Source organism: Nostoc sp. C057, assembly GCF_013393925.1.
Classification (GTDB): Bacteria; Cyanobacteriota; Cyanobacteriia; order Cyanobacteriales; family Nostocaceae; genus Nostoc; species Nostoc muscorum_A.
In genome coordinates this window covers 1,901,214-1,913,248 of the sequence record NZ_CP040281.1, presented here as the reverse complement: position 1 = coordinate 1,913,248, position 12,035 = coordinate 1,901,214, and the positions used below count along the sequence as shown (strand labels likewise).

Genomic DNA, 12,035 nt, shown 5'->3' with positions numbered 1-12,035 from the left:
AAAAAGTAAAAACATCTTGGTAATTTCTGCAATATATCAAAATACTCTAATCAGTAGCTGCCAAATTGCCAAATACTTATCAATCAAACACGAATATTATTTTCTCTGTACTTAAATGTATTTATCGGTTATAGATTTTACTCTCATGAAAAATTAATAGTTACTCAAAGGATTTAGTGATGGTTTGTAATAAAAGATTTAGTTTTTTCTTGTTGTCGTTAATTAATATTGCATAAGGTGTGGTGCTTTAGGACATAAAAAAGCCTGCGTAGGCGTAGCACATTGTAAACATTGCACCATCAATTAGAGAGAATTTCGATTTATCTATATTTGTATAATTTTTTGCATAGACTACTTAAAATACATATTGTAGGAGCAATTCATGAATTGCCCCTACAGAGCAGGTTTATTTACCGTCAAAGAATGATTAAGCTGTCGCGTATTTAATTTGCACAACCAGGGCGGGCAAGATGCCCACCCCACAAGAGATTCATTTTTTTTGAGGATGCAAATTAAAATATTTTTAGCTTAATAAAAATTTATTTGATAGGCAAAACCTATGCAGTATTGGATTCTTTTGTACAGTACGTATTTATAACAAACTTAGACGGCTAACTGTTAACAAGTAACAGCTAATCATAGTAAATAATTAGCAATTAAACATTAACAATTAGCCGTCAATCCCCTTGGGGAGTATTTAAAATTCAAATGTCAGAAGGATTTCCGTAGGAAAGTCACTCTAAGCACGCTCATCAAATCTAGTGTAGAAACCACCGTATTTTATCCAGTATTGTTTCAAAGTGTGATGAGGAGTATGTAAACTAGCTTTAGCTTGATATAAAATTACTTGGCGATGATCGCCCATCCAGATTTTATTAATGGGGTCAACGGATATTACTGTTCCTCCTAAAGAAGCGACACATTGAGAGAATCTTTCAATGGTCGTATATTCTAATGTCTCGAATATAAAAAAGTTACCGGAACAAATCAAGTGGCGGCTACGAATCCAACAGCGCATCTTTTTTTCAGCCTGTGGAGGTAACATTTTATATTTAACAGATTCAAGCTGAATCAACATAATGCTCTCACTGCAAGTAATTCATCAGCAAAACTTTCCCGTTTTTCAAATCGCAAAGGCCCGGCAGTTGATCCCCATATCTGCTTGTGGGTTTCAATATCCATACCTTTATCTAGACTTATCCAAGTATGCTCGGTTATTTCTACGTCGCTGACTAGATATGTCTGGCAGCCATTGCGGTTAATCAGACATTGATTACCCGGTTCCACGCTACCCCGAAACATTTCACCGTCTCGTTGGAAAACCATCGAACAGTTATAACGCCGTTCGATGCAATCTGGGGTGATGGTTTTGAGGATATCTAATTCACGAGCCGCACCTGCATAAAGCATCTGGTCTTTCAAGCTGTAATTTTCGATATAAATGCGATCGCCACAATCTACCAGTCTATGTACTCCCTGGCGGTAGGGTGTCCATAAATCGTGGTCATACGCTTGTTCTGAATAAAAACCGATGGCAGAAAAAAATTCAATCGGTAAAGGACGGAAAAAAATGTGAATGTGGGCGTAAAGTTGGGGATTTGCAAAAGATTGCTTGTAGTTGCTAAAATCTCCTGCCATCCAACAGGCTAAGGTGAGCAAATCACTAGCGTTGGTGCTAGATTCACTGGGTGCTATTGTCATATTCAACCTCGGTAGTGACAAAACTAGATGATTCCTTTTATGTTTTAACCTGATATTACTAACTGGTTGAACTAGACAAAGAGCGAATCTCTGAAGAAAAGGAAGCTGTTGTCACACCTTTACCATCACTGGTTTTAATTGTCGCTACCCGAAATCGCAGATTTGGTGTAGCAAACCAAATTCGCTCTTCAGCAGCAGCATGTTCATACTCCGTCAGCAAGGTAAAAATCCCATCTTCACTCAAATGGTATTTACCCACTGCTGGGATTGTCTCAGCGTATCCTTGCTCGCGTAAGAGTTTTCCCCTAGAAGGATTTTCTATATCTGGAATTGGTACCAGCACGGTACTACCAGAGATTGGTTTATCGTCCCAGTCTGATTCACCTTTCCAAGTCATCCGAAAGGGGTGAGTGATGCTGCCGGGGTCGGTGTCATACAATTGACAAATTGCTAATACCGCCGGATCGTCGGTGGATAGAGACTCAATGTCAATGTTAGACAGCACTTGTTCAAAGTGAGCGAATGCTAAATGATGACCGCTACGTTGCGATCGCCATCGCCCAATTGAAAGTTCAAAGAATTCAGTAATTTCCATTAGAAAAGTGATTTTAAAAAGTAGCTTACAATCCAAGGAATATCTTGGCTAAATAGTTATTCTCCCAGCCTATATACTAGCTTCCTTGATTACAACTGCACTTGGGAGTGCTGTTAGGGGTATCGGGGCATTTAGCCTTTACTGAGTAGGGAGTTAGGAGTAGAGAATTAGAAGTTATTATCCTCCTCCCACTCCTGACTCCCCATTCATCTACTTAAGCAACTTCAGTAATACTGATGATTTTGCCGCCCGTTCTATGAATGTTTTGCACTTGCCCAGACAGTTGGTTGTAGTTAACTACATATTCAAGGTTGCCCAGACGAGTACGGAGATTATTTGAACCTTTGACTGCCTTAATCAAGAAGCGTTTGCTGGTGCTGCTCACACTAGAACCAGCAGCAGGAGCCTTGATGGATGTGGGTAAATTTGCACCTATATCCCTGATCAGTTTAGCTTTGCGATCGCTATCGCTGCTTGCTACTCCTCTCAATAAGGTAAAGGTGCGGTTAAAGGTAACATTCTTAATTCCTATTTGGGAGCTAGTGCTGCGAGGATAAGGAACAATATTCTCGCCAAAATTTCGCTGATACTCTTCGCTATCGATATAGGATTCGATTTCAGCATCGTAGCCCTGTTCGTTGTAGATGCGGACGTGTTCGGCAATTTCTGCTTGATCGGCAGGAGGACGACCTAGCAAGTGTTTGAAGTTTAGTTCAATGAACCGATATTGGGAAGAAGAACTGAAAAACAGAGATTGATAGAGTTCTGATTTCGCAACAGTGTTGACGAATTCGCGGACGCTGATTTTGCGATCGCGCAATTGCGATTCAGCAGTAGCTAGGCGCTCACTTTCTAGCAAGTGAGCATTCCCCAAAACCTGTTTGTAAACCGCCCGAATCAGTGTTTGTAATTCACTTTCGCTGGTGTTCGGACGCAGTTCAACATTAGGTGAATCAATAGCCCACAGTGACATTGAAATATCTCCCTAAAAACGTAAATTAAATGAAATTTTTGAGCATCCTACCCCTTATGGGCGTGGAATTTCACCTCAGTTGTCAGTTATTTTTGCTACTGACTAGCATTTGTAAAACTTTATTTTTTTAAAGTGCGTTAGATATCTTTGTATATGACAACTGACGGCAGAATTGAGCAAATCCTAATCATGATGCTGGTCTAAAAGCTATTTATATCTCCCAGTTAACAACTAGATTTTATGAGAAGGAATTCAGCAGATGTTAAAAAACTTTACATCTTTGTGACAAAGGAAAGATCATAGAGACTTTAAATCCTTATTAGTTTTAATTATTTAAGTTTTTACATCATTAAATACCTTTACACATTCTGATACGATGCCGAAACCATATTTATTAAATTTTGTTAAGTTAGATAATACTTTAGATAAATTTAAGCTTGTTTTTAGAATTTGATTTGAGATTGGGATACGGGCGATTGTATTGTTGTTTTCCCTTGAGCAAGAGTATTTATAGTGCTGATTTATTAAAGTTAATCTTGGTAAGTGGGCAAGAATAAATCAAACTATATTACGTAATGTAAATTCAATTAAATTGGCTCTTAGTAAGCAACTCTAGCCGTGACTACAAAACTTGAATTATTCACGCTCACTTACCTTACTGAATTTGAAAAGTAGCCAGTTGGGTGATTAAATGGTCAAAATAGGGATTAAGAATTTCTTGCTGATTGGCTGGGCAGCGTTTCAAACTAGCAGCTTTAATGCTTTTTAAACCTAAGAGCATTGCATCTAATGGAACTTGTAATTCCTGATAGAGTAAGTTCATATAGTGCAGTCCTGTGGGATTTGTATAGTCAGCGTGTCCACCTGCTATGCCATAAGTAATACAACGGAGAAAATGCCAAAAATCTCGCCAGCAAGCTTGGGCGCGTTCAGGCGGATAAAGACCACCTCCAGGCTGGATAATTTCAGGATAGGTTGTCAAAACCTGCTCTCTAGCTTCATCAACAATTTCGGCGGCGCGATCGCGTAACAACACAGCAACAGGAATCAACTCAGAATTATCGGATGACTTGGTTTGAATCTGTAATAAATCTTCGTCGCTCAGATAACGGAAAGCATCATCCGCAGCTTGGAATATGGCGATCGCTGCTTTGGAATGAGACTGTTCCCACTCAGCAAAGCTGATAATTCTAGCTTTGGCGATTAATTCTTTGACGGTTTCGCTTAATTGAGTCATTGGTTAAGAGTTTAGGGTATTGCGTTAAATCTTCCCAAATGCGATCGCTATTTTTTGACATCTGTAAAATAAAGTAAAGATAGCTCTACCAAATGCACCTATGGAAATCGATCAAATCCAAACTGAACTGAAGAACCCAGATTTTCACCATCGTTTGAAGGCGATCGCAGCCCTCAATGATTATGAATCAGAAGTTGCAGTTCCTCTGTTAGCAAGTAAACTTCATGACTCAGAATTTTTGGTGCGTTCTTTTGTAGCCAGGGGTTTGGGTAATCAACAATCAGCAGAATCTTTTGCTGCTTTGATGCAAATTATGAAATTTGACGATACCCCCAACGTGCGAGCTGAGGCGGCCAATTCTTTGTCGCTATTTGGTAGAGTCGCAGTTTCTCATCTAGTTATGGCATTTTATCAAGATGACCACTGGCTAGTTAAGCGGAGCATTTTAGCTGCGATCGCTGAAATGAATTGTCCTGAAGAGCTATTTGATATCTGCGTTCAAGGTTTAAAAGATGAAGATTTCACAGTTCAGGAATCCTCTGTTGATGGACTCGGTTTACTAGCTGATTCTAGCCAACATACTGCGGCACTATCTCAAATACTAACGTTAGTGAATGATGAATCTTGGCGGATGCGCGTGCGAGTTAGCTATGCCCTCAAACGCTTTGACGAGCCGGAAGCAAAAGTAGCCCTGAACCAACTTAGACAGGATGAGGATCACCGAGTTGTCGGAGCTGCTTTAGAAGACTTGTTGCCACAATAGCGATGTGGGTTTGTGCCGAATCTTGTGATAAGATTTATTTCAACAATAGGCAAGATGTTTTTTTACCTTAAATTTGACCAAAATATCCGGGTAATCTGCCAAAATCTGGAAGAAAAGATCAACTTTTTCGAGATGAGGAGGCATTTGTGACTGATATACAAACTGGTCAAATGACTTGGCGACCACCAGGTTCCTCAGAATCTGCTTTACATTTGCGGCATAAAGCTTCGGAAGCCTGGCGATCGTATAAAGAATTTCCCCAATATGCTTTACCCGATCCACCGGGTTTTTCTGAAGGATACGCTACGTTTTTAGCGCTCTTAAAAAAGAACTGGCAACTGTTGTAAAGTCACTACAGAACAACAAAAAAATTTTGGATTTTAGATTTGTTTAGCGCACAAAGAGCGCTTCTTGCACTCATACTATGTTCGGATAAGTACTTGTAATGACGGCTGGCGCGGAGAGTTTTGAATTATCAAGTAATTAAGCGAACTTGATATTGATATCCCAAATCTAAAATCTAAAATTGCCACGATCAAGCACTCAAACTCTCACGAGTTGTTATGCGAGTGTAGGCGTTCCAAACGTCAAGTTCTGAATATGGACGGCTTTTAAGCATAGCTTTAGTTGCTTCTGTAAGTCCTTGGGCTAAAGTAAAATCTGCACCAGCGATACTTTGAAGATGCTCCATCTCTGCATCACAGAGGTCAGTTGCTCGCAGGTCTGCATCCCGCAAATCGGCTCCAGTCAATCGAGCATTCCGCAAACAAGCCCCAGTCAAATAAGCTTTGGTCAAATCAGCGCCACTTAAAGCCGCACCTTGCAAATTTGCTCCTGTCAAGTCAGCGCCACTCAGGTAGGCTCCACGCAGATTAACACCTTGTAAATCTGCGTTTCGTAAAGAAGCGGTGTTAAGAAAAGCACCATTGAGATTAGCACCCGGCCCTACTGCTCCCGATGCTTTGTAGTTATATTCTTGGGGCCATTTCGTATGTGCATCATAACGCGCTACTTGCAGTTTAGCTCCTTCCAAATTTGCGCCACTGAGATTGGCTCGTTGGAGGTTCGCACGGTTTAAATAGGCTCCCTGCAAATTAGCCCCACTCAAATCGGCTCCTTGCAGATTAGCGCCTCGCAAATCTGCGCCACTCAAATCAGCATTACTCAAGACTAGCTCACTGAGGTCTGCTCCTAGTAGCTTGGCTTTGCTCAAGTTAGCTTGTTGTAAATCAACTTCCTTGAGATTGAATTGGTACAAATCGACCCAATCCAGAGGGATCCCGGCTTTGAGGGCTTTTAATATTTCTGGAGTTGGACTAGGGCGTTCGCTAGTAATAAGTTGAATTTCACTATTTGTCATCAGTTGATAAAAATATAACTTTTGGAGTTATTCTACACTTTAGCGAAATTGGGACTTCATCTCATTGCTCAGTATTCAATAACGGCAAAATTTGATAAAAAGAGGTTTTAAAACAGATGCATCTAATACCGCCCTTGTCAATGATCGACTTCTTCCATAAAAGTGAGGGTACATGGTTTACGGAACGCTCCGTTCACCATTTTGACTCGGCAGCGGATGAGTCTGGGCAGTCGAATTTGATCATTAAAGTCATGGAAAAGGACGATCCTAAAGTCCAAGAAGTCTGTAAAGACCAAGGCATAGACCCTACTAAAGCAACAGGCGGTGCGAGTTTTGCATGGCAGGCTAACTTAGACACCAGGCTACCTAATGATAATGCTGCCATTTTGGTTGATATTCCCGACGAAACGAGGCGTTCTGGAAAACTGATCCGTAACCAAGGCTATGTTGAGAGCATTCCCGTTGTCAGCCAGTATCGATTTGCCGATGATGGAGTGCTGACGATTGATACTGACTATGACAATAACCAAGGTCAAGAACGTTGTTGGTTTATTACTGATGATTTTCGTGTCAGGGTTAGTACCGTGCGGATGATGAACGGTGTCAACTTAATGGCTTATTGTTCTGAACGTCGCTGTGTTTCCCAAGAACTGCTAGAGCAAATGATCGCTCAGAATCATGCTAGGCGTTAGTGGGGAATGGGGAATGGGGAAGTAGAGGAGAATAACCAATTCCCAATTCCCTATTAAGGAATGTTGCTTTGTTTCTCATAAATGAGACGTGTATGATTGCCATCACTTATTTTCATGCAAGGGTTAACAAATCATGTTCCATGTATAAACCTTTCCTGGAATTTTTAGAAAAAGAGCTATTTCAGCGCTTTGATTTACAAAGTAGGGTCATTCCCCCTGGTTTAGAATTCAAAGTTAGCGATCGCGGCAGAAACCCTGCAACTATTCGCAGTTGGTGTTACCAATCTCAAGAGTTGCGGAAAATTCGCTATACCTATATTGATGCCGGGGAAAGCGCCCAAATTTTTAACAGCGTGATTTATCCTAGCCATAACTACGATTTACCTCTGTTAGGGATTGATTTTTTATCCTTTGGTAAAGTCAAGAATCTAATTGTGCTTGACTTTCAGCCTTTGTTCCAGGATGAAGATTATCAAAACAAATATATAGCTCCGCTAAAATATCTCCATAATAAATACCCGGATTTGGCGCAAAACTTAGAAATGAAGTTTTACGATGCCAACCAGTATTTTTCTAAGTACCTCTTGTTTGCCAAAACAGACGCTGAAACAGTTTCAACGCGAGTCTTTGAAGCTTTTCAAGATTATTTAAACTTGTATTGGCAAATGCTAACAGATGCCCAAGCGCTTCAAGATCCAGAAGATATCCAACGGATTGTCAAAGCCCAAAAAGACTATGACCAATATAGTGCAGACCGAGATCCAGCATCTGGTTTGTTTAGCAGTTACTTTGGTCATGAATGGGCGGAGCGTTTTCTTCATGAGTTCTTATTTGAAGATGCCGTTCCTCTAGCAGTTAGTGCAAGTAAAAGATAATTGGCAGGAGGCAGGAGGCAGGAGGCAGAAGGCAGAAGGCAAAAGTTCTTTAATTTTGAATTTTGAATTCGGAGCGAAGCGACGTGACACTTTATCAGCCATTTCTCGATTATGCGATCGCCTACATGCGATCGCGCTTGGATTTAGAACCCTATCCCATCCCCACTGGGTTTGAGTCCAAAAGTGCTGTTGTGGGCAAGGGCAAAAATCAGGAAGAGGTTGTCACCACTAGTTACGCCTTTCAAACTGCAAAATTGCGCCAAATTCGTGCAGCCCACGTCCAGGGTGGTAATTCGCTGCAAGTGCTGAATTTTGTGATTTTCCCCCGCCTCAACTACGATTTACCCTTTTTTGGGGCGGATCTGGTGACATTGCCAGGAGGACACTTAATTGCTTTGGATATACAGCCGCTATTTCGGGATGATTTAGCATATCAGACAAAATATACTGAACCAATTCTGCCCATTTTCCACGCCCATCAACAGCATCTATCTTGGGGAGGAGATTTCCCAGAAGAAGCACAGCCTTTTTTCTCTCCCGCTTTTCTGTGGACTCGTCCCCAAGAAACGGCTGTAGTAGAAACTCAGGTGTTTGCCGCTTTTAAAGACTATTTAAAAGCTTATCTAGATTTTGTAGAGCAGGCAGAAGCTGTAACAGATTCCCAAAATTTAGAAGCCATCGAGCAAGCCCAACTGCGATACCTACGATATCGGGCTGAAAAAGACCCAGCACGAGGGATGTTTAAACGCTTCTATGGTGCCGAATGGACTGAAGAATATATCCACGGCTTTTTATTTGATTTAGAGAGAAAATTAACAGTCGTCAACTAGAGGCTTCACCAATTTAATATTGGGCAAATGACTAATCAATATTAGGATATAGCAACATTCTTGAGGATAGTCATCGGCCCTTGGGCTTTGAGAATTTCCATTTCTGCTGCGTTTCGCACAAGCAAAGTACCAGCGAATCCTAATGAATTCACAGAGATAGACTCAAAATGCTCCTGCGATCGCGGTACGATCAACATCCATTCTCGTGTCGCTAGCAGATTGTAAGCACCCAATTCCTTTGCATCTAAACCCACAGCCCCTAGCAAAGTGCGATAAACTTCTAATGTTGCTTGGGCTGCTGTAAATGGCGATCGCACCCAATCAGGATTTAGCGGCGCAAAAGCGTTTACAAAAGGGAGTTTTGCTAAAGTTACGTTCGAGTTCTGAAATTGTACTGCCCTCAGTAGAGGTTCAATAGGTATCTGCGGCCCTGAAGGTACAAGTGGTAGTGGCACTAATTGTAAGTGTTTGTGTCGCTGGCTAGCACCTGCACTTTTGCCACTGTTGTAAAATGCTAAACCATCGAAATCAGCTAAACACGCCCACATAGCTGCAAAATCTTCCAGAGTCAGCAAACTTTCCTGTTCCTCGAAGGCACGGGTGATAATTAGCAGATGAAGATCGACAACATTATATTTATTTAAAATACATACATGAGTATCAGAGATATCCGCCACAAATAAATCCTCTTCATAAGGCAAAAAAGGATTAAACTCTTGACCAGAGATAGCAGATTGTTTTTCCTGTTTCTCCTTAGCTGCTTTTTTACGATTCAGATTCGACAAAATCCGCACTAAAAAGCGCACGCCATCCTGTTCGATAAATTCAAATTCTGTCGGAATCGACAGTAACGCCCCACATTGCAAAGCATGTTCAGTTCGTTCTTTAACACTTGTCCATAAAGTGCCAGGTTTCAGTAATATTTTCCCCTGTGGCATTTTCATTCCTTCACACATGGTATAAAACACGCAGTCAACTTAACGTAAAACTGTTGGTTAGAAACCGCTCTGGCTCTAAGTTTACAAGCATGACAACTGTGTAACCTTACGAATGAGTATATTCCAATAAGGTTTAGTAAAATACCAAAGCTTTCACAACAACGCAATACCCCTGCAACAAAACTGTCACAAATCATATCTACATTAGTAATACATCTAAATATCCTTTAAATATCTTTCCAGACAGCAATGCAAAACCAATCTCGTGATGGAGAACACCCATCAAATAGCATTTTATCCAACACTGCTGACACCAAATACCATAATCAAGCACCCTGGAAAAAGGCTGCCGCCTCTCTATCGCTGGTGCTGCTGGGATCAGGTATGACATTGGCAGGTGGCTACATGGCTGGACATTCTCAGCAGGTGTCTGAGAGTGCATCTAATTTGGGAGTGAGTCGAGTAAATGCCGCTCCTCCATTATCAGCTGCCACAGATCCTAACTTTGTTACCCAAGTTGTGCAAAAGGTCGGGCCGGCTGTAGTACGAATTGATTCTTCCCGAACCGTAAAAACCCAAGTACCAGATGAATTTAACGATCCATTTTTCCAACGTTTCTTTGGCTCTCAAATGCCAGCACAACAGAATCGGGTAGAACGAGGTACTGGTTCAGGCTTTATTATTAGTGCTGATGGTCGTATCCTCACCAACGCTCACGTAGTCGATGGTGCTGATACGGTGACAGTAATACTCAAGGATGGACGTAGTTTTAAAGGTAAGGTATTAGGTAAAGACGAGTTAACTGATGTTGCTGTTGTTAAGATTCAGGCGGACAATCTGCCGTTAGTAGCATTAGGGAACTCAGATCAACTGCAACCGGGAGAATGGGCGATCGCGATCGGCAACCCCCTTGGACTAGATAATACAGTAACTACCGGAATCATCAGTGCTACCGGACGTAGCAGCAATCTAATCGGTGCTGCCGATAAGCGAGTAGAGTATATTCAAACTGATGCAGCCATTAACCCCGGTAACTCCGGCGGCCCCCTACTAAATTCCCGTGGTCAAGTAATTGCCATGAATACAGCTATAATCCAAGGGGCACAAGGATTAGGCTTTGCTATTCCCATCAACACAGCACAACGCATTTCCAGTCAAATAATAGCTACAGGCAAAGTAGAACATCCTTACCTGGGAATTCAAATGGTGGGGTTAACACCTCAGCTAAAACAAAATATCAACTCAGATCCCAATAGTGGTTTGAGTGTAGATGAAGATAAAGGTGTATTAGTTGTAAAAGTTATGCCAAATTCACCAGCTGCTAAAGCAGGAATACGTGCTGGTGATGTTATCCAAAAGCTTGGCGGGCAAGCAGTCACAGATGCCAACAGTGTCCAAAAGGTAGTAGAAAATAGCCAAATCGGGGGGGATTTGCGCTTAGAATTACGTCGCAATGGACAGAATCTTAACGTCGCTGTGCAACCTGGTGCTTTCCCCACCGCACCAGTACAATAAAAGTTTTGCTATTGAGTCAAAGTGAATTTTTGGGATGGGCAAAATACCCGTCCCTTTTTTTTAGATGGCAAAGATAAGCTGGGCACCAATACTGCTCGGCTAAAGGGAAATCTGACTTCTAAATTCTTCTTCAACTATGACATTAGTCACGGTTGAACTAATTACCTTTTGCACTAGTGTATATCTCTTCTCAGCCCTATTATTTATTTGTCAATGAGATTAATATTTTGCAAAAAATAAATCCCTTTGATGTGTAACTTATAGAAGGAAAGTTTGCGAATGAGTATTAAAAGAATGCTTGCTAGTGCAGCACTGATTTTACCAATTGCTGTTACCTTTATTCCTTCCCAAGCCGATGCTCAGGCTAGATGGCCAGTTAGGCGACCAGTTCCAGTTAGAGTAATCAGAAGATCACCACCAGTTAGGGTTTATACCCCTGTTCAAGCGAGAAGAAGAATACTGGTTCCTGGACGTTGGGTGCAGACAAATCGTGGCCGTCGATGGATACCGGCTCGCTATGTATATAGAAGATAAAAGACCTACAAATGCAAAAAAT

Annotated in this window: 14 protein-coding genes; 7 read left to right on the top strand and 7 right to left on the bottom strand. The window is 41.4% G+C overall.

Going from position 1 to position 12,035, the window contains the following annotated elements:
• Nucleotides 1–739: 739 nt before the first annotated feature.
• From FD724_RS08745 to FD724_RS08725, 5 genes are all read right to left on the bottom strand, one after another.
• Nucleotides 740–1,078 (bottom strand): CpeR family transcriptional regulator, encoded by a 339-nt coding sequence (locus FD724_RS08745; RefSeq protein WP_114082081.1) that lies wholly within the window; start codon nt 1,076–1,078, stop codon nt 740–742.
• A complete protein-coding gene (locus FD724_RS08740) occupies nt 1,072–1,701 on the bottom strand; it encodes a chromophore lyase CpcT/CpeT (protein WP_114082080.1) in 630 nt (209 codons plus the stop codon). The genes FD724_RS08745 and FD724_RS08740 overlap by 7 nt, the downstream gene beginning before the upstream one ends.
• Before the next feature lie 58 nt (nt 1,702–1,759).
• Nucleotides 1,760–2,296 carry a phycobiliprotein lyase gene (locus FD724_RS08735; protein WP_114082079.1) on the bottom strand — a complete coding sequence of 179 codons (537 nt, stop codon included), beginning with the start codon at nt 2,294–2,296 and terminating at the stop codon, nt 1,760–1,762.
• A gap of 214 nt (nt 2,297–2,510) precedes the next feature.
• A complete protein-coding gene (locus FD724_RS08730; protein ID WP_114082078.1) occupies nt 2,511–3,269 on the bottom strand; it encodes a phycobilisome rod-core linker polypeptide in 759 nt (252 codons plus the stop codon).
• 655 nt (nt 3,270–3,924) lie between these two features.
• A complete protein-coding gene (locus FD724_RS08725) occupies nt 3,925–4,506 on the bottom strand; it encodes a phycobilisome protein (RefSeq protein ID WP_179072328.1) in 582 nt (193 codons plus the stop codon).
• A 100-nt stretch (nt 4,507–4,606) separates the two neighbouring features.
• Here FD724_RS08725 and FD724_RS08720 point away from each other — a divergent pair, with 100 nt between their 5' ends.
• Nucleotides 4,607–5,269: a HEAT repeat domain-containing protein gene (locus FD724_RS08720; RefSeq protein WP_179072327.1), complete on the top strand. Its 663-nt coding sequence runs from the start codon at nt 4,607–4,609 to the stop codon at nt 5,267–5,269.
• Between the two features lie 146 nt (nt 5,270–5,415).
• Nucleotides 5,416–5,616, top strand: a complete 201-nt coding sequence (locus FD724_RS08715) for a hypothetical protein (protein WP_179071154.1) — start codon at nt 5,416–5,418, stop codon at nt 5,614–5,616.
• 188 nt (nt 5,617–5,804) lie between these two features.
• Here the strand turns inward: FD724_RS08715 and FD724_RS08710 are convergent, their stop codons facing one another.
• Entirely contained in the window at nt 5,805–6,629 is an 825-nt protein-coding gene (locus FD724_RS08710) for a pentapeptide repeat-containing protein (RefSeq protein ID WP_179072326.1), read from the bottom strand.
• A 116-nt stretch (nt 6,630–6,745) separates the two neighbouring features.
• Here FD724_RS08710 and FD724_RS08705 point away from each other — a divergent pair, with 116 nt between their 5' ends.
• The 3 genes from FD724_RS08705 (at nt 6,746) to FD724_RS08695 (ending at nt 9,026) form a co-directional block, all read left to right on the top strand.
• Nucleotides 6,746–7,321: a phycobiliprotein lyase gene (locus tag FD724_RS08705; RefSeq protein ID WP_179072325.1), complete on the top strand. Its 576-nt coding sequence runs from the start codon at nt 6,746–6,748 to the stop codon at nt 7,319–7,321.
• 140 nt (nt 7,322–7,461) lie between these two features.
• Nucleotides 7,462–8,196: a 15,16-dihydrobiliverdin:ferredoxin oxidoreductase gene (locus tag FD724_RS08700; protein WP_179072324.1), complete on the top strand. Its 735-nt coding sequence runs from the start codon at nt 7,462–7,464 to the stop codon at nt 8,194–8,196.
• 83 nt (nt 8,197–8,279) lie between these two features.
• Complete coding sequence (locus tag FD724_RS08695; RefSeq protein WP_179072323.1) at nt 8,280–9,026, top strand: phycoerythrobilin:ferredoxin oxidoreductase; 747 nt, start codon at nt 8,280–8,282, stop codon at nt 9,024–9,026.
• Between the two features lie 41 nt (nt 9,027–9,067).
• On the opposite strand, the gene FD724_RS08690 is transcribed toward FD724_RS08695, so the two are convergent.
• Nucleotides 9,068–9,964 (bottom strand): phosphorylase, encoded by an 897-nt coding sequence (locus FD724_RS08690; protein ID WP_179075456.1) that lies wholly within the window; start codon nt 9,962–9,964, stop codon nt 9,068–9,070.
• Nucleotides 9,965–10,213: 249 nt separating this feature from the next.
• On the opposite strand from FD724_RS08690, the gene FD724_RS08685 reads away from it, so the two are divergent.
• Nucleotides 10,214–11,479, top strand: a complete 1,266-nt coding sequence (locus FD724_RS08685) for an HhoA/HhoB/HtrA family serine endopeptidase (RefSeq protein WP_179072322.1) — start codon at nt 10,214–10,216, stop codon at nt 11,477–11,479.
• Between the two features lie 279 nt (nt 11,480–11,758).
• Nucleotides 11,759–12,013 carry a hypothetical protein gene (locus FD724_RS08680; protein ID WP_179072321.1) on the top strand — a complete coding sequence of 85 codons (255 nt, stop codon included), beginning with the start codon at nt 11,759–11,761 and terminating at the stop codon, nt 12,011–12,013.
• Nucleotides 12,014–12,035 lie beyond the last annotated feature (22 nt).